Here is a 23,106-nt window from a genome sequence, read left to right on the forward strand (position 1 = left end):
TTCGCCGCAGCATGCCCGGCTGATCACGCTCGCCAGCGCGCAGGATCGCAGCCTGCCCGAATCGCTGATGGCCGAACGCTTCGCCGGCCGCGAAGCCGTCAACGAGCTGTATGCGTTCGATGTCGACGCCCTCAGCACCTCGACCGACCTGCCGCTCGACGCCTTCATCGGCGAAGAGCTGACCGTCACGCTGCTGCAGCCGGACGACTCGCGCCGCGCCTGGCACGGCATCTGCACCCGCGCCGACTGGCTCGGTGCCGATGGCGGCGTGGCGCGCTACCGCCTGCACCTGGAACCGGCGCTGGCCCTGCTGCGCCTGCGCCGCGACAGCTACATCTTCCAGGACAAGAACGCGCAGGACATCGTCACCGAACTGTTCGCCGACTATCCGCAACTGCGCTTCGAGTTCGACGTCACCCAGGAACTGGCCACGCGCCCGATCTGCACCCAGTACCGCGAAAGCGACTACGACTTCTTCGTGCGCCTGATGGCTTCCGAAGGCCTGTCGTGGCGCTTCGAGCATGACCAGGCCGAAGCGACCGGCGACGGCCAGGCGCGCCACAAGCTGGTGATCTTCGACAGCCTGGCCGCCGCCCCGGCCACGCCCGGCAATCCGGCGATCCGTTTCCACGGCATGCGCGCCAGCGACACGGACGACGCCATCGACGCCTTCGGCGCACGCCGGCAAGTGCGCGCCAACGCGGTATCGATCAGCAGCTGGGATCCGGCACAGGTAATGGCACCGGCCGCCGAACAGCAATCGATGCTCGACGCCGGCGAAGTGCCGCCACTGCCGGTATTCGACGGCAGCGGCGAGCGCATCGCCAGCGACGATGGCGATAGCCACAGCCAGCTGATGCTGCAGGCGCTGGAACTGGAAAACAAGCTGTTTACGGGCGAAGGCGCGGTGCGGCGCCTGGCCGCTGGTCACGCATTCCAACTGACCCAGCACGAGCGCTACGAAGGCGACAATGCCTTCAAGGTGCTGTGGGTCGAGCACGAGGCGCGCAACAACTTCGAGCCCCAACTGGCCGACCGGCACGCAAAGGTCGAACCGGGTACCTACCGCAACCGCTTCTGCTGCGTGCGCGAAGCGGTGCCGCTGGTCCCTGTGGCCACCGCCCTGCCCCATGCCCACACGGCGCTGGGCCCGCAGACCGCCCTCGTCGTCGGCGTCGCCAACGAAGTGGCCACCACCGTACGCGATCATCAGGTGCGCGTGCAGTTCGCATGGCAGCGTGGCGCCTCCGCCAATGCCGGTGGCATGCCGCACGATATCGATGAAGAAGGCAGCGCTCCCGGCGACGAACGCTCGGGCACCTGGGTGCGCGTGGCCGAAGCGCTGGCCGGCCCGAACTGGGGTTCGCAGTTCACGCCGCGCATCGGCACCGAGGTATTAGTCGATTTCCTCGAAAACGACATCGACCGCCCTGTCATCGTCGCGCAGCTGTACACGGGCGCCGATACGCCGCCGTTTTCGGCCGGCGTCGATTCGGGCGTAAACCATGCGGGCACGATTTCCGGCATCCACACCCAGAACTTCGACGGCGGCGGCTACAACCAGTGGCAGCTCGACGACACGCAGGGCCAACTGCGCATGCGCGTGGCCACCTCGCTGGCCGCTTCGCAGCTCAACCTCGGCTACCTGATCGCCCAGTCGCCCGGGTCCGCCCAGCGCGGCAGCTATCGGGGCAGCGGCTTTGAATTGCGCACCGATGCCTGGGCCGTGGTGCGCGGCGGCGAAGGCGTGCTGCTGACCACCGCATCACGGCCGGGCCAGGGTTCCGGCGTCGCCTCGACGCAGATGGACACGCTGGAAGCCGTCGGCTCGCTGAAGGCGGCACAAAGGCTCGACGAGGCGGTGCTCGAATCGGCCAAGGCGCAGCAGGCGCTGACCAGCGAAGCCGCGGTGCAGGCACAGAAGGATGTGCTGGCGCTGATCGATCCGGAAGAGAAAGGCAAGTACGAAGGTGCCGTCAACGGGCAGGATGCGTTGAAGGCGAAGGCCGGCACGCGCGAGCTCGATGGCTCAGCACCCGTCGAAAAATTCGGGGCGCCGCTGGTGGTGATGGATTCGACATCCACCGTCAACTGGGCTTCACCCGCATCGACCGTGCTGTTCGCCGGCGAGCAGTTGCAGTGGTCGACCCAGTCGGACCTGCACATGGCGGCCGCGCACACCGTGTCTTCCGTCTCGGCCGAAGCGACCGGCTTGTATACGTATGAAGGCGGCGTGCAGGCGTTTGCCGGGAACGGACCGGTGTCGCTCCAGGCTCACACCGACCAGCTGGAGATTTTGGCGGACAAGGAAGTGATCGTCATTTCCGTCAACGACTGCATCGAGATCAAGGCCAAGCAGAAGATCGTGCTGCAGGCCGGGCAGTCGTCCGTGACGCTGGAGGGATCGAATATCACGTTTGCCTGCCCGGGGAATTTCACGGTGAAGGGTGGGAAGCATATCTTCGACAGTGGCGGCAACGAGGCTGCCAGCCTGCCCGCCCTGCCTTCCGCGAAAACCACCATTTGCATTGAATGCCTGAAGAATGCTGCCGCGAAGGGCAGCAGCTTCCTGCGGCGCTGACGCGCGACAACGATTTTATCCATGCTCAATCAAGACCAAGGCCCCATCCAGCGCTACGCCCTCGTCGATTGCGCCGTCCATGACGACGCTTTCAGAGAACTGACCAGCCGGTTCGCAAGTGTCCGCTGGTATTCGCTGTTCGAAGACACGCCTGAAGAAGACCTGTTGTCGGCCTCGCCGATTCTCATCGAAGTCCCGGCCGACGATACACGCAGCGCCTTGCACGAATGGCTGCTGCCGTACGAACGCAGGACGCCGAGCGTCACCTGGATCGACAGCCACCTCAGCCTGCCGGTATTGGGCTCGATGCTCACCAGCCGCATGCCCTGCGTGATCAACGACGATGACCTCGTGGTGCTGCGTTTCTGGGACCCGCGCATCCTGCTGGGACTGCCCTCCGCCCTCGACGCCGAGCAACGGCGGCACTTCTTCGCGCCCGTGCGCGAATGGACGGCATGGGAACCACGACGCCGGCAGTACTACACGATCACCGCGCCGTCCGATGCGGCACCCGTGCCGCGGTATGTCGCGATGCCGATGCCGCTGACCGACGCACAACGCGAGCAGCTGATGTATTACGACAAAGAGGTGCTGTACGACCGGATCGTGCAGCATTGGGTGGAAACCTGCCCGGAGTCGCTCGATGGAATGGAACACGCCATGGTCCGTGAAATCGCCATCGCGGCCGTTGCCCGCTGCTCCAGCTATGGCATCCACACTGCCGATGACCAGGTTCTGTTCGCAGGATTGATGATGTCCGTCTCTCCTTCGTTCGACGACCATCCCTCGGTGCGACGCGGCTTGCGCGACGAATCCATCCCGCCGGATGAACGCCTGGAGCGTGTCATCGACGATCTTGATGAAGCGGTGTGGGACCAGATCGCTCAGAACAAGCGCTATGACGCGCTGTTCGAACATCAACCATCGGCCCTGGCCTAAGCGAAGGGATAACGATGACGATGATGAACCTGGCGGATATCCGCAAGCAGATCGCGGCAGCTACCGAAGCAATCGCGAAGGCCGACACCGAACTGAAATGGGAACTGGCCGCCAGTGCGGCTGACGTGGCGGGGATGGTCGATCCCACGCCAACCTCGGACCTGATCGGAGCTGGACTCGCAGTACGCAAGGGCGACTGGTTTGGCGCAGGGATGAGCGTGGCCAGCATGGTGCCCTACGTAGGCGACGCGCTGGCCAAGCCTGCCAAGGCGGTGCGCGCGGCGAAGAAGATCAATGCGCTGCGCGAGACGCTGACGAAGATGACCGCTAAACTGGCGGATCTGAAGAAGGCGGAAAAGCAGGCCGAGGCTGCTGAGGCGGCCGCGAAAGAGGCTAAGATTGCTAAGGAGGCTAAGAAGGTAGATTCCGCTCCCGAAATTGGAGCTAAGACGAGCCCGAAAGCATCTACTACTGAGCAGAAAGCGTCAGCGAAGGGCGGGAAAGATAAGGATTGTGAAGATTGCGGTACCGCCGAAAACGCAGCCCTGCCGAAGAAGCAGACCCCTAAAAGAGCTGCCGCCGCACCGAAGCAGGCCAAGAAGGCGACTGCTGAGAAGAGTGCAAAGAACAGTAAGAAAATCGATCCGGAGGGCCTGTGTAAGCACCTACGCCAGGGCAACGGAAAGGGGCCTTATCGGGGAGGAGCCCACGGGCGAACGGCGCTACCCCGGAAGGATGGCAAAGATTCGCACCATATGCCGGCAAAGGATGTAAGCCCATTGCGTGAGAGTGACGGCCCGGCTATTCAAATGCATCCAGATGACCACGCCAAAACATCCAGTAACGGTCAGATGCCAGGCTCTATCGAATACCGCGAAGAATTGGGAATGCTGCTGTCAGAAAACAAGTGGCGGGAGGTGATGCGAATGGAAATTCAAGACGTCAGACGAGTCGCGAAGAATATCGGCAACGCCAGGAAGTATAATGAGGCAATGTTAGAGATGCTGGAGTATTTCAAGTGCCTCGAAAAGCACGGACTACTAACGGAAGCTAAAAATGAAGCACAATGAGCCATTTGAAATTATTCCCTATATTGGAGCCGGAAGATTCCGTTTCGGAATGAGCCCCCAAGAAGTTGAGAAAATTTACGGCGTAGCCGATAGTGCCACACTGAATCATCTCAAACAGCGGGTCGAATTCCGATCGAACATGAATGTGGGCTACGCCGCAGATCTTAGCGAAGGTTTAACTCATATTGGATTTGGCCGCCAGATGGAAGGGGTTGAATTCAGAGGCCTGAATATATTCTTAGATGACAGCGAAGTAGTTTTGGACAAGCTCATACAAGAAGATGGGGATCCGTACATTTACCTCGGGTTTGTTGTTTTGCTTAAAATTGGCATTACGATGACGGGTTTTCACGACGACGACATTTCCCAAAAAGCTTTAACCCTGTTTGCTCAAGGAGCGTGGGATAAGCGACGGGCAAAATTAAAACCGTTTCGCTAATGCTTACGAGTGATTCAACGCGAAAGTTCGCAGTTTTTCCACGTCCGAGAGAAGCAATTCCCGGACTAAATGACAATAGTTATTTTTATTGAGACATTCGCGACCACGAAGCATTTGAGACAAATCAACGCCATCGCAACGTCGGCCAACGATTTGATAACCACGACTTGTTTTCGGTTCCTGTGCTCGTACTTTGCATCCCCGCATGTATCCGATGGAAGCGCTTACATAACGAATTAGTCCAGCGACATCTTCTAGGACAAGAACGCCCAGGACATCGTCACCGAACTGTTCGCCGACTATCCGCAACTGCGTTTCGAGTTCGACGTCACCCAGGAACTGGCCACGCGCCCGATCTGCACCCAGTACCGCGAAAGCGACTACGACTTCTTCGTGCGCCTGATGGCTTCCGAAGGCCTGTCGTGGCGCTTCGAGCATGACCAGGCCGAAGCGACCGGCGACGGCCAGGCGCGCCACAAGCTGGTGATCTTCGACAGCCTGGCCGCCGCCCCGGCCACGCCCGGCAATCCGGCGATCCGCTTTCACGGCATGCGCGCCAGCGACACGGACGACGCTATCGACGCCTTCGGCGCGCGCCGGCAAGTGCGCGCCAATGCGGTGTCGATCAGCAGCTGGGATCCGGCACAGGTGATGGCACCGGCCGCCGAACAGCAATCGATGCTCGACGCCGGCGCAGTGCCGCCACTGCCCGTCTTCGACGGCAGCGGCGAGCGCATCGCCAGCGACGATGGCGATAGCCACAGCCAGCTGATGCTGCAGGCGCTGGAACTGGAAAACAAGCTGTTTACGGGCGAAGGCGCGGTGCGCCGCCTGGCTGCCGGCCACGCGTTTACGCTCACGCAGCACGAGCGCTACGAAGCCGACAATGCCTTCAAGGTGCTGTGGGTCGAGCACGAGGCGCGCAACAACTTCGAGCCCCAACTGGCCGACCGGCACGCAAAGGTCGAACCGGGCACTTACCGCAACCGCTTCTGCTGCGTGCGCGAAGCGGTGCCGCTGGTCCCTGTGGCCACCGCCCTGCCCCATGCCCACACGGCGCTGGGCCCGCAGACCGCCCTCGTCGTCGGCGTCGCCAACGAAGTGGCCACCACGGTGCGCGACCATCAGGTGCGCGTGCAGTTCGCATGGCAGCGTGGCGCCTCCGCCAATGCCGGCGGCATGCCGCACGATATCGATGAAGAAGGCAGCGCCCCCGGCGACGAACGCTCGGGTACCTGGGTGCGCGTGGCCGAAGCGCTGGCCGGCCCGAACTGGGGTTCCCAGTTCACGCCGCGCATCGGCACCGAGGTATTAGTCGATTTCCTCGAAAACGACATCGACCGCCCTGTCATCGTCGCGCAGCTGTACACGGGCGCCGATACGCCGCCGTTCTCCGCTGGCGTCGATTCGGGCGTAAACCATGCCGGCACGATTTCCGGCATCCACACCCAGAACTTCGACGGTGGCGGCTACAACCAGTGGCAGCTCGACGACACGCAAGGCCAGCTGCGCATGCGCCTGGCCACCTCGCTTGCCGCTTCGCAGCTCAACCTCGGATACCTGATCGCCCAGTCGCCCGGCTCCGCGCAGCGCGGCAGCTATCGGGGCAGCGGGTTTGAATTGCGCACCGATGCCTGGGCTGTCGTACGCGGCGGCGAAGGCGTGCTGCTGACCACCGCATCACGGCCGGGCCAGGGTTCCAGCGTCGCTTCGACGCAGATGGACACGCTGGAAGCCGTCGGCTCGCTGAAGGCGGCACAAAGGCTCGACGAGGCGGTGCTCGAATCGGCCAAGGCGCAGCAGGCGCTGACCAGCGAAGCCGCGGTGCAGGCGCAGAAGGACGTGCTGGCGCTGATCGATCCGGAAGAAAAGGGCAAGCACGAAGGTGCCGTCAACGGCCAGGAGGCGCTGAAGGCCAAGCAAGGTGCGCGGGACCTGGATGGTTCGGCTCCGGTCGAAAAATTCGGGGCGCCGCTCGTGGTGATGGATTCGACGTCCACCGTCAACTGGGCTTCACCCGCATCGACCGTGCTGTTCGCCGGCGAGCAGTTGCAGTGGTCGACCCAGTCGGACCTGCACTTGGCGGCCGCGCATACCGTGTCTTCCGTCTCGGCCGAAGCGACCGGCTTGTACACGTACGAAGGCGGCGTACAGGCGTTTGCCGGGAACGGACCGGTGTCATTGCAGGCGCATACCGACCAGCTGGAGATCCTGGCGGACAAGGAAGTGATCGTCATTTCCGTCAACGACTGCATCGAGATCAAGGCCAAGCAGAAGATCGTGCTGCAGGCCGGGCAGTCGTCCGTGACACTGGACGGCTCGAATATCACGTTTGCCTGCCCGGGGAATTTCACGGTGAAGGGTGGGAAGCATATTTTTGACGAAGCTGGGCGTCAAGTTGCGAACTTAGCCATGCTTCCAGGGGAACTACAGACAGAGCAAAACTGGATCGCTCTTCATTACCTTGAGTCGGATGGTACGGTGGGCATTTCAGGAGCCGAGTATGAAATTCACTTCGAGGCAGGTCCAGTCCTGACTGGCAAGCTTGACGAACATGGCAAGGCCCATCACGACAATGTCGAACGCAAGCGTGTAAAGAAAGTGATCTATAAACCGCGCGCGCCGGATCCGGAAAAACCGACAGCGCCTCTTGAGGATTTAATGAATGGCTGAGATCAACACCACGCAGATGCGTGATGCGCTTGCGTGGTTGACAAACGATCGAGAGAAGCAGGAGGATCCAAGCACCAATCCCTTCGAATGGTTAGGCGGGGCTGCTAAGCTCGGAAATTTAACTAAAGAGAAAATAGTGCCACACTTGGTCTTGCTATCGCAAATTTCAGAAATCGAATTTACTCATTTAAATTTGAGAGATAACTAAGGTCGCCACCAACACGGTAGTCTAGTCGGCGAATATGACGACCTGAAACCAATCGAAGAATTATTGAGAGGAGTTACAATGCTTGGGTCTATTATTTTCCTCGTATCCTCTGGGATTCTCGCGCCTGAGAAAAAAAATGGTGCCCACTTGGGATCTACATATCTAAGCGTCACAGCAACCTGCCGGGACAACCCGTCGTGCGTATTCTCCGGAGAAAATCTGACAGTAGATATTGTCATAAAAAATGAAAGCACGGTAGATATCGGCTACCCGTTGCAATTTGTGACGCGGCGCGGCCCATCACTTAAATTAATCGACAACAAAAGCGGGGAAGAACGGCCACTTAGAACCAACCTTGCGCCACATCGTCTACTTGAAGAGTTCACGATCATCAAGCCTGGTGATTCTATTGCTCTAGATGCGATCATATCTCAGCATACCATCCTTGCGCTCAGCACGGGACAAGTCGACCTGACTGCAGAAGTCGTACCAGCGGCGGATATTCAAGTAAATGGAAACCTTCCACTGGTACCTTTTCATAGCGCCGCAAAACTCCGAATCAAGGCTGCAGATGCCGTAGAACATGTGGAGAATAGCGATAGCGGCTTGGGGAAGTAGAATTTCATGGCTGGGACGAGAGAGATACATGGCCTTCCAATAACCAACATCGCATGATGAATTTTACAATGATACCGTCAAAACTTCCCCACCATTTTCGATGGCGTCTGCTTTTGTTTGTTTTCCCGCTTTTCCTTGCAGGGTGCCCCGTATCTGCCGGCGAGTTCTCTTCGAACATTGAAGAAATCCGCAAGCAGATTGACTTGGATATCCCATCCACTTCTGGCAAGTGGGAAATATTCGAAATACCCGAGGCCGGTGGTGTCCCTGGGCCTACCGATTTCGTGATTCTGATCGCAGAGTTTGACAACGTGGCAGCATCGTGGGCGTCGAGAAAGAAATTGCCAATCGGTCAGGCCTGGGTGATCATGCCTAATGCGGGACGCCCCTGGTTATCACAACGATGGAAGGCGGTTCTCAGACGCGAAGCCTCCAATAAAATCGCAGTTACGGAGAGTGACAACTGCCATTATTACTCTGCCAAAGTGCGGAAATCTGGCAGGGTTGTCGAGGGATTCACTTGCACTCACAACTGCGATGTACTGGTTCATCTCGTGTTGACGAAGCCTTAGCAAAGTACGACGAGCTAAGTCGATCCGATTGACTTCGTCGATTAAAGGGGGGGAGCTGCGTCTCTAGTTGACGGAAGCACGACAGTAGGCCGCGCTGCCCACGTGGCGCTACGCTATGGACCACCTAGTGGTTTATGGTGTAAAACCCGTTCAAGAATCCAGAACAAAACAACGAAAAACTGCACATATGCTCAACATCGATGAAGCCCTGGAAATTTTCGACAATTTCATTTTCGAGATGGATGACCGCATCGAGGCGATCGAGGCTGAAGCCGAAAAGCATGGCCTTCACTTGACCCACACGATGGATAGCCTGGAGAAAATAGAGCTTCTGTTCTTCAAGCTGACCAGGGACGCCAGCGAGGATGATCGGGAGAGCCTGATCATTTCCTTTGGACGGCTCATCGGCGAAATTGTCAGGATCGAGTACAACGGGCGTTGGCACCTTTCGCTGGATGACCCCAAGAACGTGTATTACAACTTGCCGGTCATCATCGGACACGCACCGATGAAGGACCTCGAGTTTTCCCCGCTCTTTGCGATGCGTGCACTATGGCTCCGAAAGAAGCACGGCCTCCTCCGCCAGATCATCATGGGGCAAATCCACCCGCGGGAGCTCGATCTCGATGATTTGATCGAAGAGGAATAGCCGGAAGAGCGCATGGCGACCGCCCAAGGTGCTTCGATTCCAAGCGGCGGCCGTGCAAAGGTGCAGGTGAACGCACACGCAGAGCAGGCACACGAAGCGCCCACCCCATACCGCCAGGCAAACGCTATCGAAGACAGCCGCGGGACCGACTCAATCCGTCCCCTCCGGCGCATACTTATCCGCCTGCACCTTCCCGGTCACCCCATGCGTGCTCACCTCCGGCGTGATCGGCAGCATCTCGGCATCCCATTGCTCCCACTGCTCCTTCAGGTCGGCCAGTTTGTCCGGGTGCTTGCCGGCCAGGTTGGCGCGTTCGCGCGGGTCGTTCGACAGGTCGAACAGGAATTCATTGCCGTTCAACTTCAGGTACTTCCAGTCCCCCGCCCGCACGGCGCGCTGGGCGTTGGCCTTATAGCGCCAGAACAGCGTGCGCTCGGCCGGCTTTTCCTCGCCCAGTAGCACCGGCAGCAGGTTCGTGCCGTCGGGCGGATGTGACGCGGCCGGTTCGGTGCCGGCGGCTGCCAGCAGGGTCGGAAGCCAGTCCATGCTGATCGCCACTTGGTCGCTGACCTGCCCTGCCCGGATCTTGTCGGGCCAGCGCACGATGCCGGGCACGCGGATGCCGCCTTCCAGCAGTTCGGTCTTCTGGCCGGAGAACGGCCAGGTTTTCGAGAAGCGCTCGCCGCCGTTATCGCTGGTGAAGATCACGATCGTGTTGTCGGCCAGGCCCTTGCGCTCCAGCGTCTTCAGCACGCGGCCGATCGAGGCATCCAGTGCCACCACCATCTTCGCGTAGGTGGCCAGGTCGCCGCCGTCGTAGTGGAAGATGTTCGTGATCTGCTGCGATACTTCCTCGTCCTTCGGGCCTTCCCACGGCCAGTGCGGCGCGGTGTAGTGCAGCGACAGGAAGAACGGCTTGTCGGACGAATGCTTCTTGATGTACGCGGAGGCGCGGTCGCCCAGCAGGTCGGTGTAGTAGCCCACTTCGGAAACGGGCGTCTCGCCTTCGTACAGGTCTTCCTTCACGTTCGGGCCCACGCCTGGCTTGTGCGTGAAGTAGTCGATCGCGCCGCCGTAGTTGCCGTAGAAGGTCTCGTAGCCGCTCTTCAAGGGGCCGAAGTTCGGCAGCGAACCCAGGTGCCACTTGCCGAACAGCGCGGTGCGGTAGCCGGCGGCCTTCAGCAGCGATGGCAAGGTTGGGTGGTTCGGCGGCAGGCCGATCGTGTCCGAGGCGCCGGCAAGCGGTTCTTCCAGGCCGCCGCGCAGCCGGTACTGGTAGCGGCCCGTGATCAGGCCGAAGCGCGTGGCCGAGCACACCGCGGAGTTCGAGTAATGCTGCGTCAGGCGCAGGCCCTGCGCGGCCAGCTTGTCCAGGTTCGGCGTCCTGAACTCGGTGTTGCCGTACACGGACAGGTCGGCCCAGCCCAGGTCGTCGGCCAGGATGAAGATGATATTCGGCTTGGCATTCGGCTTGCCACCCGGGCCGCCGCGCGCTGCCTGGCCGAGAGCGATGGCCGGCAAGGCCGCCAGGGCGGACAGTCCGCCGACGACGGCGCGGCGTTTCGGGTTGAATGGGCGGTCGCTGCTCACTTGGCCTCCTCCTCGCGAACGGCGCCGGCACCGGCGGGGGTTTCGCTTGCGGCGACAGTCAGCGCGATGCCCGAAGGCGCGGCGGCGACGGCGGCGACGACCGGGTTGGCCAGGGCGCTGCCAGCACTGGCGGCGCACACGGCCAGCGCCACGGCGGCGCGGCTGGTTGAACGAATGAGCGAACGTGTCAGCGGGTGGATTGCCAGCCGGGCTGCTGCTGCCATGAAAACCTCCTTTAGATGAGATGGCTATAGATAAGTAAGCTCATCATAAGGAGGGGTTATGTTATCGACCACGAATAACTTTGCATAAGGTTATTCGCCCCCACCGCATACCGATATGCGGTGTTCAGTGGACGGGCTGGCCGGCCAGCCATGCGCGGTAGCGCTTCGCCATCCAGGCCGAACGCAGTTGATCCACGAGCAGTGTCCACATGGGCTGGTAGCGGAGCGTGCCATTGCGACCTGCGCCAAGCAGGCGGATACGGCGGCGCACCAGCGCCAGCCGCGCCAGGCCGGCCAGGGTCTTGTCTTTCCACCTGACGGCCGGCATGTGTGCCACCGCATCGTGGCCGGCTTGCCATTGCCGTGGCAAGTCCGGCATGGCGGCAAGCGCCGTGGCGATACCGGCCATGGCGACACCGCTGGCCAGCACCTGTTCGGCGACGGCGCGGCGGGCGATTCCGCCGGTGGTCATCACCGGCATGCGTGCCACCGCCGCCAGCTCGCGGGCGAAATCGAGGAAATACGCTTCCCGCGCCAGCGTGCGGCCATCGGCGGTCACGCCCTGCATCGCCGGGCTCTCGTAGCTGCCGCCGGACAGTTCCACCAGGTCCACCGCCAGGTCGTTCAGCATGAGCACTACTTCCCTGGCGTCGGCTTCGGAAAAGCCGCCGCGCTGGAAGTCGGCCGAATTGAGCTTGACCGACACGCAGAAGCCGGGTGACACACGAGCACGGACGGCGCGCACCACGTCCAGCAACAGTCTGGCGCGCCCGGCAAGGCTGCCGCCCCACGCATCGGTGCGCCGGTTGGCCAGCGGCGACAGGAACTGCGAGATCAGGTAGCCGTGCGCGGCGTGGATCTGCACGCCCGTGAAGCCGGCGGCTTCGGCGGCATGGGCCGTGGCGGCGAAGCGGGCCACCACGTCGCCGATATCGGCGGCCGTCATGGCCACGGGTTGCGCGAACAGCTTGCTGTGCTTGCCCATGTCCAGCGCGATGGCGGATGGCGCCAGCGCCCTGCCGCCCATGTTCGCCATGACCTGGCGTCCCGGGTGGTTGACCTGCATCCACGCCTGCGCGCCATGCCCCCGTATCGCCTGCGCCCAGCGCCGGAACGGTTCGAGTGGCGTCTGCGCTTCCAGCACCAGCGTGGCGGGACCGGTCAGCGCGCGGCCGTCGACCATCACGTTGCCGGTGATGATCAGGCCGGCGCCCCCTTCGGCCCAGCGCTCGTAGAGGCGATGGATCGCGGCGCCCGGCAGCTGGCCCGCCTCGGCCATGTTTTCTTCGATGGCGGCCTTGGCCAGGCGATTTGGGACAGTGGAGCCGTTCGGCAACACGAGCGGGGTAAACATCATGGAAACCTCGGAATGGGTGAAGAGATGAGGTATCCTAAGCTTCAAGTCAACTTGAAGGTCAAGCGGTAAATGGATACAAACAGGAGCATGAACATGGGCACCAGCGCGAGCACGGGACCGAACATGAAGATCGGGGAACTGGCTGCCCGCAGCGGCATGGCGGCATCGACGATCCGCTATTACGAGCAGGAAGGCCTGCTGCCCAAGGCCAGCCGCGGCGCGAATGGTTACCGAACGTACCAGGAATCGACGCTGGAGCAGTTGAACCTGATCGACGTGGGGCAGAAGCTGGGCTTTTCGCTGGATGCCATCCGCACCGTGCTTGGCCTGCAGGGCGCGGCGTTGCAGGATGGCCTGCTGCAGGGTCTCGACGCGCGGCTCGGCGAGATCGACGGCCTGATGGCCACGCTGGCCACCCAGCGCCAGGCCCTGCTCGACGCCAGGGAACGCCTGCAGGAGGCGTGGGCACAGGGCCAATGCCTGAACAAGATGGAACTCGCCAGGCGGGGACCGGGCTGCGACACCGAAGTGGCGCCTGTGGCCGCCCCGGAGGCTGCCCCGGCAGAGTGACCGCGGCACGGCTGGGAAGCGGCTCACCGAAGTCGCTGCAGGCGTTACAAAAGCAAAAAAGGCAGCCGAAGCTGCCTTTCATATTGGTGCGCGAAACGATTACTTCGATTCGCCGTTCTGGTAGGCGGCCACGCCCGACAGGATTTCCTGCTTGGCTTCTTCCGGACCGGCCCAGCCGTCGACCTTGACCCACTTGCCCGGCTCCAGGTCCTTGTAGTGCTCGAAGAAGTGCTGGATCTGCTGCAGGCGCAGGTCTTGCAGGTCTTCCGGCTTTTGCCAGTGCTTGTAGATCGGCAGCACCTTGTCGACCGGCACGGCCAGCACTTTAGCATCCTGGCCGGCTTCGTCGGTCATCTTCAGCACGCCGATCGCGCGGCAGCGCACCACCACGCCAGGGATCAGCGGGAATGGCGTAATGACCAGCACGTCGACCGGGTCGCCGTCGGCGGACAGCGTGTTCGGCACATAGCCGTAGTTGCACGGGTAGTGCATCGCGGTGCCCATGAAGCGGTCGACGAAGATCGCGCCCGATTCCTTGTCCACCTCATACTTGATCGGATCGGCGTTCATCGGGATTTCGATGATCACGTTGAAGTCGTTCGGCACGTCGCGGCCGGCGGATACTTTATTCAGACTCATGTTTTTCCTCGGTAATACAGCTTTGTCAATTGGCTAAACCGCGCAATTATAGCCAAATGCAAGCTGATGCGGCGCAGCAAAAGTGTCAATTGAGTGCATGAAAGCGGTAACGTTTACCCCACAGGCAGATGCCGGGGTCAGGAGGAGTGCTGGCCTACATGCCAGCACCGTTCCGCAGGCGCGAAGCATGCTTCGCGAAACCCCTGCCTCACCCCGCTGGGTCTGACCCCAGGGCTTGCGTTTGGGGTGAAAGCGCGTTCGACGACCCGGTTACAGGATGGTGGCGAGCGCGCACTGCCGGTAGTGGCTGGCGGCTTCCTCGGGCTGCTGCAGCGCTTCGTGCAGCTGGGCGAGCTTCAGGTGGGCTTCGCGCACCATGGCGGGGTCGGTGGCGTCGGAAAGGGCCTGTTCCAGGTAGCGCTGCGCCTTGCCCCACAGTTTCTGCTTCAGGCACAGGGAGCCCAGCGTGAGCGCCAGTTCGGCGTCGTTGGGGCGTTCCTGCAGCCACGCTTCGCAGTGCTCGATCTGGGCCAGCAGCGCGGCCGAGCCGGCGGGGGCGGCGGCGTCGCGGTAGGCGCGCACCACGCGCTCGTCCCAGTTGGCCTTCAGCGCTTCCTCGGCCACCTGCCGCGCTTCATCGTGCAGGCCGCGGGCGTTCAGCGCGGTGGATGCACGGCACGCCACGAACGGTTTCACGCGGTCCACCGTGGGAATGGTGGACCAGACGCGCATGATCGACTCGGCATCGTGCGCCTTGTCCGACAGCAGGTCTTCATAGGCCAGCTCGCGCAGCCGGGCCGACAGCGCCGGGTGCAGCGCGCGGTGCTTGTCCAGCGAACGGACCAGGCGCAGCACTTCGGGCCAGTTCTTGGCCTGCTGCTCGGCCTTCAGCGACCATTGCAGCGCGTGGATGTGGCGCGTGCCGCTGGCGTTCAGCTCGCGCACGGCGGCCAGCGCCGCTTCCGGCTGGTGGTCGTCGACCAGCAGTTCGGTCATCGTCATCAGGCGCGCCGTCTTCATGGCGGGATCGTCGGCCACGCGGGCCAGCCACTGGTCGCGGCGGGCGTTCTGGCGCATGCGATGCGCGGCGCGGGCGCCGATCAGCGCGGCCACGCCGGCGTTTTCCGGCAGGTCGGCGGCACGCAGCGCGGCCTTTTCGGCATGGCCGAAGCGGCCTTCGAACAGCGCCTTCAGCGCATCGCGCAAGCCCTTGTTGCCATCGCGCTCGCGCTTGCGCTGGCGGTATTCGGCCACGCGCGCGGGCATCTTCGCCGTGGCGCGCACGGCGCGCACCACCGCATACAGCAGCACGAACAGCAGTACCTGCAGCACAACGAAGAAGTTCAGCGACAGGTCCATCCGGTACGGCGGATAGAACAGCACCACGTTGCCGGGGTTGTAGCGGGCCGTCACGGCGATGCCGATGGCGGCCGCCATCAGCGCAAGTAGCCAGAGGAATACACGCATGTCAGGGCTTCGCCTTGTAGTTGCGCACGGCGTTCAGGCTGTCCGACAGCGTGGGCATCTCGATCGACAGGTTGCTGCCCTGGACCTGGCGCAGCAGGGTCTGCACCGTTTGCGTCTGGCGCGCCCGTGTGTCGAAGTGGCGGGCCAGGGTTTCCTGTGCCGCCAGCAGGTCGGTGCGGAAGGCCGCTTCGTTGCGCGACAACAGCGCCATGCGGGCATTCAGCAGGCGCAGCTTGAGGTTCTCGCGCAGGAAGTACGCGTGCTCGGGCGCCAGCATCATCGATTCGGGATTATCCACGGTGCGCACGCGGACCAGCTGACGCACGTCGGTCCACATCTCGCTGCTCCAGCCGTTCCAGGCGGCCTGCAGGCGCGTCACCCAGGTATCCTGCGGCACCACCGGTTCCATCTGCGGCGCCGGGCTTTCCACCTTGCCGGACCTGCCCCGCTTCGCCGTCGCTACCGGCGCGGTGGTCGCATCGGCCAGCATCGGCAGCGTGTCGACCTGGGCGATCACGTTATCGAGCCGCACCGCCAGGCCCACCGAATCCACGCTCGGCAGCGCCTTCAGCTTTTCGGTATCGCGCGCGATGGCGCGGCGGATCGTGATGAACTGCGGCGTGTCGGAGCGCGACAGGCTGCGGTCGGCGTTCTGCAGCGCGATCAGCGCGCCCGGCACGTTGCCGGCCAGTTGCAGCTGCTGGCTGGCCGTGGACAGCACCTGCTCGATCTCGGCCAGCGCCCACTCGTCGCGGTTGCGCGACATGTCGTTGTACAGCTGTTCCAGGGCCAGTTGCTGGGCCTGCGCTTCCTGCTGGCGGTTTTCCAGCACGCCCACCTTCACCTGCAAGTCGCGCGTGGCTTCCTGCACCGTCTTCACCAGCTGGTTCGACTCCGCGTTGAGCGCATCGCCCTTCTGCAGCCGCAGCGCCAGTTCGGAACGCACTTTGCGCAGCTGCGTGTGCGTGTTCACCGCCTGCGCGGCCAGCAGCACGGCCAGCACGGCGACGGCGATCGTCAGGTTGCGGTTCGACATGCCGGAGGCGGGAGCGGAGGGCGGCGGGCTGGCGGGGGCCGTGGGAACGGCCGCGCCGCCCAGGGAACCAGCTTGCGAAGCGGCCCCGCCTTGCGGTGCGGCCGGGTCGGGTAAGGTAGGCAATTCGTTCATGGCCGTGATTGTAACGCGGCGAGCAGGCGCTCGTCGCCGGATCCTGTGAGCGTCAGGCGGGACAAACCCAGCAGGCGCGCCGTTTCGGCAATCCGGGCATGCGGGACAATGAGGTGCTGTTGTTGCATCTTTGCCACAATATCATCGCCACCGGCCGAACAGGCCAGTTCTTCCAGCAGTACGAACAGGCCGCGCAGTGCTTCCGAGCTGGTAACGATCCAGTCGTTCTCTTCGGCCAGCAGTGCCCGCAGGCGCGCGGCGAACTCCGGCGTCAGTTGCGGCACGCTGCGGCGGTAGGCGGGGATCGCCGTCACGTGCGCACCGGCGGCACGGAAACCGTCGCCCATCAGTTCGCGGCCCGCTTCGCCGCGCACGATCAGCACCTGCCTGCCGCGCAGCGCGGGAAGGTCGAGCGCCTGCAGCAGGTGTTCGGAATCGCTGTGGACCGGGTCGAGCGGGCTGACGATGGTGGCGTTGGCCTCCGTGACGCCATGGGCCGCCAGCGCGGCGCGGCTCCCTTCGCCCACCACGGCCAGCGTGACGCCGGCCGGCCATGCCGGTATGTGGGCGAACGCCGCGTCGATCGCATTCGGCGACACGAATGCCACCAGCGCGAATTCGTGCAACCTCGCCAGCACGGCGCGCAGCGGGCCCGTGTCCGGCAACGGTGCGATGTCGAGCAGCGGCAGTATTTCGGCACGCCGCCCCAGCGCCGCCACGCGCCCGGCGAGCGGCAGGGCCTGTGCGAGCGGACGGGTGATGACGACGGCGCCGGGCATCCGTCAGGTGCCGCCGCCGTCCGCCTCGGCGAGGCAGGAGGCCAGGATCGCCACGGCATCCTGTTCGCGCAGCTTCTCGGCGACCTGGTCGCCCAGCTGGGCCGCGTCGGTGGCCGGGCCATGCACCTCGGCGCTGGCGATGCGCGTGCCGTCCGGCGTAGCGACCATCGCGCGCAGGTGCATCTGGTTGCCGGCCAGGGTGGCGTGGGCGGCCAGCGGCACCTGGCAGCTGCCGCCGAACACCTTCGATACGCGGCGCTCGGCCGTCACGGCTTGCGCGGTCGGCACGTGGTTCAGCGGGGCCAGCAGCGCCACCATGTCGACGCCGTCGGTGCGGTCGGCGATCTCGATCGCCATCGCGCCCTGCCCGGCCGCCGGCAGGCTGTCTTCCGGATCCAGCACGGCGCGGATGCGCTGCGGCAGGCCCAGACGCTTCAGGCCGGCGGCGGCCAGGATGATGGCCGCGTAATCGCCACGGTCCAGCTTGCCCAGGCGCGTATCGAGGTTGCCGCGCAGCGGCTTGATCACCAGGTGCGGATAGCGCGCCGCGATCAGGGCCTGGCGGCGCAGGCTGCTGGTGCCGACGACGGCGCCGGCCGGCAGGTCGGCCAGCGACGCATAATCGTTCGAGACGAAGGCATCGCGCGGGTCTTCACGTTCGAGCACGGCCGCCAGCGCAAAGCCTTCCGGCAGCTCCATCGGCACATCCTTCAGCGAGTGCACGGCCAGGTCGGCGCGGCCTTCGGCCATCGCCACTTCCAGCTCCTTGACGAACAGGCCCTTGCCGCCCACTTTCGACAGCGTGCGGTCGAGGATCTGGTCGCCGCGCGTGGTCATGCCGAGGATCTCGACGGAACACTGGGGATATAATAAAGACAAGCGTGCGCGCACGTGTTCGGCCTGCCACATGGCCAGCCGGCTCTCGCGCGAAGCGATCACCAGCCTGGATGGAACCTGCAAACTCACTTCAGACTGGACTGTTTCAGAGGTATTCAAAGCCGCTTCTTTCCTGTACTTTTCGATGTACTTAGCTTAACTGCAATCAGCTTGACTGCGTTTCGCTGCAACCGCATTTCGTCGTAACCGCATTTCGTTGTAAATCATTTCGCCATAATTTTCACTGCTGCCTGCCGACCGGCGTGCATCAGTAAGCCGCGCGTGTGAAGGGTCCACAAAATGGACCACAAAATGGACCACAAATTCTAGCACGCGCTTTCCTTGCAGCCGCGGCCACGAGCCCAATGCACCGAACCTCAACTTTGCCACTTCGTAGCGATCATTCCATGGTTAATCAAGCAAGTGTGACCCAAGCAAGTGTGACCCAAGCAGCCGAGTCGAACAATGGACAAGGCAACGACGCGGGCGCCGTCGACAAGGACGCCCCACTGAAAGAGGATATCCGCCTGCTCGGCCGCCTGCTCGGCGACGTGCTGCGCGAACAGGAAGGCGAGGAAGTCTTCGCCGTGGTGGAAACCATCCGCCAGACCGCCGTGCGCTTCCGCCGGGAGGCCGATGCCGGCGCCGCGAAAGAGCTGGACGGCATGCTGAAGATCCTGACCAAGGAGCAGACCATCTCGGTGGTGCGCGCCTTCTCGTATTTCTCGCACCTGGCCAATATCGCCGAAGACCAGCACCACATCCGCCGCCGCCGCGCCCACCTGCTGGCGCACTCGCAGCCGCGGCGCGGCAGCACACGTTATGCGCTGGCCAAACTGAAGGAGGCCGGCGTCGACCAGGCCACCGTGCAGGACTTCTTCCAGGGTGCGCTGATCGCGCCGGTGCTGACCGCCCACCCGACCGAGGTGCAGCGCAAGTCGATCCTCGATGCGGAGCACGACATCGCGCGCCTGCTGGCCGAACGCGACCTGCCGCTGACGCCGCGCGAACGCGCCGCCAACCTGCACATGCTGCGCGTGCGCATCGCCACCCTGTGGCAGACGCGCATGCTGCGCTACACGAAACTGACGGTGGCGGACGAGATCGAGAACGCGCTGTCGTACTACCGCATCACCTTCCTGACCGAGGTGCCGGGCCTGTATGACGACATCGAAGCCGATATCGCCGAGCAGTACGGCAGCGGCGAAGCGCCGGGGGAAGTTACGCGCATCGACGCGCCCTACCTGCAGATGGGCAGCTGGATCGGCGGCGACCGCGACGGCAACCCGAACGTGAACGCCGACACGATGCAGCATGCGCTGGCCCGCCAGGCCACGACGATCCTCGACTTCTACCTCGACGAGGCGCATGCGCTGGGCGCGGACCTGTCGATCTCCACGCTGATGGTGCCGTGCAGCCCCGCACTGCAGGCGCTGGCCGATGCGTCGCCCGACCAGTCCGACCACCGTGCGGACGAGCCTTACCGCCGCGCCCTGATCGGCATCTATGCCCGCCTGGCCAGCACCGCCCGCAAGCTGGGCGCGACCAACATCCTGCGCAAGGAAGTGGGCCATGCCGAGCCTTACGATGACGCGGCCGGGTTTTCCGCCGACCTTCAGGTGCTGATCGATTCGCTGGAAGCCAACCACGGCGGCATGCTGGCGCGCCCGCGCCTGACGACGCTGAAACGCGCCGCCGACATCTTCGGCTTCCACCTGGCATCGCTCGACATGCGCCAGAGCTCCGACGTGCACGAGCGCGTGCTGACCGAACTGTTCGCGCGCGCCGGCGCCCTGCCGAACTATGCGGAGCTCGACGAAGACGCCAAGGTCAAGCTGCTGCTGGAAGAGCTGGCCCAGCCGCGCCTGCTGTACTCGCCGTACCTCGACTATTCGGAAGAGACGCGGACCGAGCTGTCGATCTTCCGCGCCGCGTGCGAAATCCGCCGCCGCTATGGCGAGCGGGCCATCAGCAACTACATCATCTCGCACACGGAAACCGTGTCCGACCTGCTGGAGGTGCTGGTGCTGCAACAGGAAACGGGATTGCTGCGCACGAACGCCGCGGGCGACACGACGGCGGACCTGATGGTGATTCCCCTGTTCGAGACGATTCCCGACCTGCAGCGCGCCGCCGGCATCATGGAGGCGGTCATGGCGCTACCGCTGGTAAAGGACCTGATCGCGAAACGGGGCCAGATCCAGGAAGTGATGCTGGGGTATTCGGATTCGAACAAGGATGGCGGCTTCCTCACGTCGAACTGGGAACTGTACAAGGCCGAGATCGCGCTGATCGAGGTGTTCGGCAAGGCCGGCGTGAAGCTGCGCCTGTTCCACGGCCGCGGCGGCACGGTCGGCCGCGGCGGCGGCCCCAGCTACGAAGCCATCCTGGCGCAGCCGAAAGGCACCGTCAACGGCCAGATCCGTCTGACCGAACAGGGCGAGATCATCGCGTCGAAATTCTCGAACGCGGAGATCGGCCGCCGCAACCTGGAGCGCCTGGTGGCGGCCACGCTGGAGGCCAGCCTGATGCCGGCGGCGCACCCCGAACACAGCGAGCAGCTGGCCGGCTTCGAGGCCGTGATGGCGGAACTGTCGGACCGCGCGTACAAGGCGTATCGCAACCTCGTGTACGAAACGCCGGGCTTCACGGACTACTTCTTTGCCGCCACGCCGATTGCCGAGATCGCGGAGCTGAACATCGGTTCGCGCCCCGCCTCGCGCAAGTCGACCAAGCGCATCGAAGACCTGCGCGCGATTCCGTGGGGCTTCTCGTGGGGCCAGTGCCGGCTGCTGCTGCCGGGCTGGTACGGCTTCGGCAGCGCCGTGGCCGGCTGGATCGCCGACGGCAACCGCGACGAGCGCATCGGCCAGTTGCGCGACATGGCGGCGCACTGGCCGTTCTTCGCCACGCTGCTGTCCAACATGGACATGGTGTTCGCCAAGACCGACCTGGCGATCGCTTCGCGCTATGCGGAACTGGTGCCGGACAAGGAACTGCGCGAGCGGATCTTCAAGCGCATCGGCGACGAATACCGCCAGACGCTCGACGTGCTCGATACCGTGACCGGCGTGACCGAACGCCTGGCCGGCAACCCGCTGCTGGCGCGCTCGATCCAGAACCGCTTCCCCTACCTCGATCCGCTGAACCACCTGCAGGTGGAGCTGATCAAGCGGCGCCGCGCGCTGGCCGACAAGACCGATCCCCGCGTGCACCGGGGGATCCACCTGTCGATCAATGGCGTGGCCGCGGGCTTGCGCAATACGGGGTGAGTTGTCCAGCCTCACCGGGAGCGGGCCGCTGGCCCGCTTTTTTTTCTCGTTTTGGGCACCTGAACGTGGAAGCGCATGCATTCAGCGCATGCATTCACCCCAGCAGCGAAGGCTTGCGTCAGCCCTGTCCGACTCTGATGCCGTTGAATCAAGCCCACCCCAGGGGCAAATTCCGGGGTCAGACCCGCCGGGTCTGACCCCAGCCCTTCGCTGTTGGGGTGAATGCATGCGCTTTCAATATGTCCGGTAACGCTTAACTTCATGGCACGATTGTCTGACCCGGAATTTGTACCTGGATGGGCTCCGAGGGAGTTAACCGCCCTTTTTGCGGCTACGCCCCGGCATGTCACCGCCTCGCGCGGCCGCGCTCACGCCGCCGGGAACGGCCGGACGGGCGGCGTTGCCAGTGTGACGACGTTACCGTCGGGATCGCGCAACTGCGCCAGCGTCGAATAGTCGCCGGGAATGTCTTCCCCGAGGGCCAGCCCCAGGCCTTGCAGCCGCTGGCGCTCGGCGGCGAGATCGTCGACATACAGGAACAGCAAACCCTTGCCGGCGATTTCGCCGCTGCTCGACAGCATCAGCCCCGCATCGTCGAACAGTTCCCACTGGACCAGCGTGACCATGGGCCGGTGATCGGCTTTGCGGCCCAGCAGTTTGGTGTACCAGCGTTCGGCCGCGGCGAGGTCCGCGGTGAGCAATGCGGTGTAGATCTTTTGCGCTTTCATGGTGCGCCTCCTGGCCTGAATCGGTTGGACGATTGCCCGCGATACCAAGAACGCTCTCATTCTAGGCGAGCGGCATGCGCCTGCCAAACCCTGATTCGCTTTGCCTGCCGCTTCGGCCGGGACGCGCGGCGGCGCACGCGGCGTGCCGGCTTACTGGCGTGCCGACAGCGCCACGATCGCGGCGCCGGCCGCGACGATCAGCGCATCCTCGATCAAGCCGCTGCGGGTCTGGCCGATTTCCGCGATCGCCTGCTTGCGGGCGGCCAGCGTCAGGTAGGCGAGCGGCACGGCGGTTGCCACCGCGGCCACGGCGCCCTGCGCTTCCTGCCCCTTCGGCGCCAGGGCCGCGCCGGCGATCCCCGCGCTCATGACCCTTGCCAGCAGCCCAAGGGGCACGGTGCGGTCGGGCGCGGACTTCATCTTGTCGCCGACCAGCTCCCCGGCCCCCATCGCCAGCGCACCATATTTGAATAACGGATTATCCAGCAGCACCAGGTGGCCTGGCGTGTGGCGGCCGACCAGGCGTGCCGTGGCGATGGTGGCCATGGGCGTCATCGACCGGGCGCTGGCGACGGCGCCGATCAGGATGGAGGGAAGCAGGCTGCGGATGTTCATTGGTACGGGCTCCTTGTTGAGTGGATAGCGACTGTTCCGCTCAACTGTAGCGATACCGGCGCGACCGTGTCG

At 63.6% G+C, this 23,106-nt stretch carries 21 protein-coding genes; 11 read left to right on the top strand and 10 right to left on the bottom strand.

Annotated elements, in window-relative coordinates; translation table 11 throughout:
- Positions 1-67: 67 nt before the first annotated feature.
- The 9 genes from EYF70_RS19185 (at position 68) to EYF70_RS19225 (ending at position 9,749) form a co-directional block, all read left to right on the top strand.
- On the top strand, positions 68-2,581 hold the full coding sequence (locus tag EYF70_RS19185; protein ID WP_131146846.1) for a type VI secretion system Vgr family protein: 2,514 nt from the start codon (positions 68-70) through the stop codon (positions 2,579-2,581).
- Between the two features lie 21 nt (positions 2,582-2,602).
- Complete coding sequence (locus EYF70_RS19190; RefSeq protein ID WP_131146847.1) at positions 2,603-3,520, top strand: DUF4123 domain-containing protein; 918 nt, start codon at positions 2,603-2,605, stop codon at positions 3,518-3,520.
- 14 nt (positions 3,521-3,534) lie between these two features.
- The gene (locus EYF70_RS19195) at positions 3,535-4,590 is read left to right on the top strand and encodes a hypothetical protein (protein ID WP_131146848.1); all 1,056 of its coding nucleotides are present in this window, start codon (positions 3,535-3,537) and stop codon (positions 4,588-4,590) included.
- Positions 4,577-5,029, top strand: a complete 453-nt coding sequence (locus tag EYF70_RS19200) for a hypothetical protein (protein ID WP_131146849.1) — start codon at positions 4,577-4,579, stop codon at positions 5,027-5,029. The genes EYF70_RS19195 and EYF70_RS19200 overlap by 14 nt, the downstream gene beginning before the upstream one ends.
- Before the next feature lie 309 nt (positions 5,030-5,338).
- Positions 5,339-7,702 (top strand): type VI secretion system Vgr family protein, encoded by a 2,364-nt coding sequence (locus tag EYF70_RS19205; protein WP_229420931.1) that lies wholly within the window; start codon positions 5,339-5,341, stop codon positions 7,700-7,702.
- On the top strand, positions 7,695-7,910 hold the full coding sequence (locus EYF70_RS19210) for a hypothetical protein (protein ID WP_131146851.1): 216 nt from the start codon (positions 7,695-7,697) through the stop codon (positions 7,908-7,910). The genes EYF70_RS19205 and EYF70_RS19210 overlap by 8 nt, the downstream gene beginning before the upstream one ends.
- A 78-nt stretch (positions 7,911-7,988) precedes the next feature.
- Positions 7,989-8,528: a hypothetical protein gene (locus EYF70_RS19215; protein WP_131146852.1), complete on the top strand. Its 540-nt coding sequence runs from the start codon at positions 7,989-7,991 to the stop codon at positions 8,526-8,528.
- 53 nt (positions 8,529-8,581) lie between these two features.
- On the top strand, positions 8,582-9,100 hold the full coding sequence (locus EYF70_RS19220; RefSeq protein WP_131146853.1) for a hypothetical protein: 519 nt from the start codon (positions 8,582-8,584) through the stop codon (positions 9,098-9,100).
- Between the two features lie 187 nt (positions 9,101-9,287).
- The gene (locus tag EYF70_RS19225) at positions 9,288-9,749 is read left to right on the top strand and encodes a hypothetical protein (protein WP_131146854.1); all 462 of its coding nucleotides are present in this window, start codon (positions 9,288-9,290) and stop codon (positions 9,747-9,749) included.
- Between the two features lie 150 nt (positions 9,750-9,899).
- On the opposite strand, the gene EYF70_RS19230 is transcribed toward EYF70_RS19225, so the two are convergent.
- The 3 genes from EYF70_RS19230 to EYF70_RS19240 all read right to left on the bottom strand — a co-directional run bounded on the left by EYF70_RS19230 (position 9,900) and on the right by EYF70_RS19240 (position 12,920).
- Positions 9,900-11,261 (bottom strand): sulfatase family protein, encoded by a 1,362-nt coding sequence (locus tag EYF70_RS19230; protein WP_131149198.1) that lies wholly within the window; start codon positions 11,259-11,261, stop codon positions 9,900-9,902.
- Positions 11,262-11,335: 74 nt separating this feature from the next.
- Positions 11,336-11,563, bottom strand: coding sequence for a hypothetical protein (locus EYF70_RS19235; RefSeq protein ID WP_131146855.1), 228 nt, complete (start codon positions 11,561-11,563; stop codon positions 11,336-11,338).
- A 124-nt stretch (positions 11,564-11,687) separates the two neighbouring features.
- The gene (locus tag EYF70_RS19240) at positions 11,688-12,920 is read right to left on the bottom strand and encodes an NADH:flavin oxidoreductase/NADH oxidase family protein (protein WP_218943700.1); all 1,233 of its coding nucleotides are present in this window, start codon (positions 12,918-12,920) and stop codon (positions 11,688-11,690) included.
- A 93-nt stretch (positions 12,921-13,013) separates the two neighbouring features.
- Here EYF70_RS19240 and EYF70_RS19245 point away from each other — a divergent pair, with 93 nt between their 5' ends.
- Complete coding sequence (locus EYF70_RS19245; protein ID WP_229420455.1) at positions 13,014-13,490, top strand: MerR family transcriptional regulator; 477 nt, start codon at positions 13,014-13,016, stop codon at positions 13,488-13,490.
- 99 nt (positions 13,491-13,589) lie between these two features.
- Here the strand turns inward: EYF70_RS19245 and ppa are convergent, their stop codons facing one another.
- The 5 genes from ppa to hemC all read right to left on the bottom strand — a co-directional run bounded on the left by ppa (position 13,590) and on the right by hemC (position 18,452).
- On the bottom strand, positions 13,590-14,129 hold the full coding sequence (gene ppa, locus EYF70_RS19250; protein WP_131146856.1) for an inorganic diphosphatase: 540 nt from the start codon (positions 14,127-14,129) through the stop codon (positions 13,590-13,592).
- Between the two features lie 270 nt (positions 14,130-14,399).
- The gene (locus tag EYF70_RS19255; RefSeq protein WP_229420932.1) at positions 14,400-15,566 is read right to left on the bottom strand and encodes a heme biosynthesis protein HemY; all 1,167 of its coding nucleotides are present in this window, start codon (positions 15,564-15,566) and stop codon (positions 14,400-14,402) included.
- Positions 15,567-15,597: 31 nt separating this feature from the next.
- Positions 15,598-16,764 (bottom strand): uroporphyrinogen-III C-methyltransferase, encoded by a 1,167-nt coding sequence (locus tag EYF70_RS19260; protein ID WP_131146858.1) that lies wholly within the window; start codon positions 16,762-16,764, stop codon positions 15,598-15,600.
- Positions 16,761-17,543: a uroporphyrinogen-III synthase gene (locus tag EYF70_RS19265; RefSeq protein ID WP_131146859.1), complete on the bottom strand. Its 783-nt coding sequence runs from the start codon at positions 17,541-17,543 to the stop codon at positions 16,761-16,763. Before EYF70_RS19265 ends, EYF70_RS19260 begins: the two co-directional genes overlap by 4 nt.
- 3 nt (positions 17,544-17,546) lie before the next feature.
- A complete protein-coding gene (gene hemC, locus EYF70_RS19270) occupies positions 17,547-18,452 on the bottom strand; it encodes a hydroxymethylbilane synthase (protein ID WP_371861741.1) in 906 nt (301 codons plus the stop codon).
- 332 nt (positions 18,453-18,784) lie between these two features.
- On the opposite strand from hemC, the gene ppc reads away from it, so the two are divergent.
- The gene (gene ppc / locus EYF70_RS19275; protein WP_371861639.1) at positions 18,785-21,691 is read left to right on the top strand and encodes a phosphoenolpyruvate carboxylase; all 2,907 of its coding nucleotides are present in this window, start codon (positions 18,785-18,787) and stop codon (positions 21,689-21,691) included.
- 368 nt (positions 21,692-22,059) lie between these two features.
- Here ppc and EYF70_RS19280 read toward each other — a convergent pair whose 3' ends face one another.
- Positions 22,060-22,419 carry a VOC family protein gene (locus tag EYF70_RS19280; RefSeq protein WP_131146862.1) on the bottom strand — a complete coding sequence of 120 codons (360 nt, stop codon included), beginning with the start codon at positions 22,417-22,419 and terminating at the stop codon, positions 22,060-22,062.
- A 150-nt stretch (positions 22,420-22,569) separates the two neighbouring features.
- Positions 22,570-23,034, bottom strand: a complete 465-nt coding sequence (locus EYF70_RS19285) for a hypothetical protein (protein ID WP_131146863.1) — start codon at positions 23,032-23,034, stop codon at positions 22,570-22,572.
- Between the last annotated feature and the right edge of the window lie 72 nt (positions 23,035-23,106).

The organism is Pseudoduganella albidiflava, from assembly GCF_004322755.1.
GTDB classification, from domain to species: Bacteria; Pseudomonadota; Gammaproteobacteria; order Burkholderiales; family Burkholderiaceae_D; genus Rugamonas; species Rugamonas albidiflava.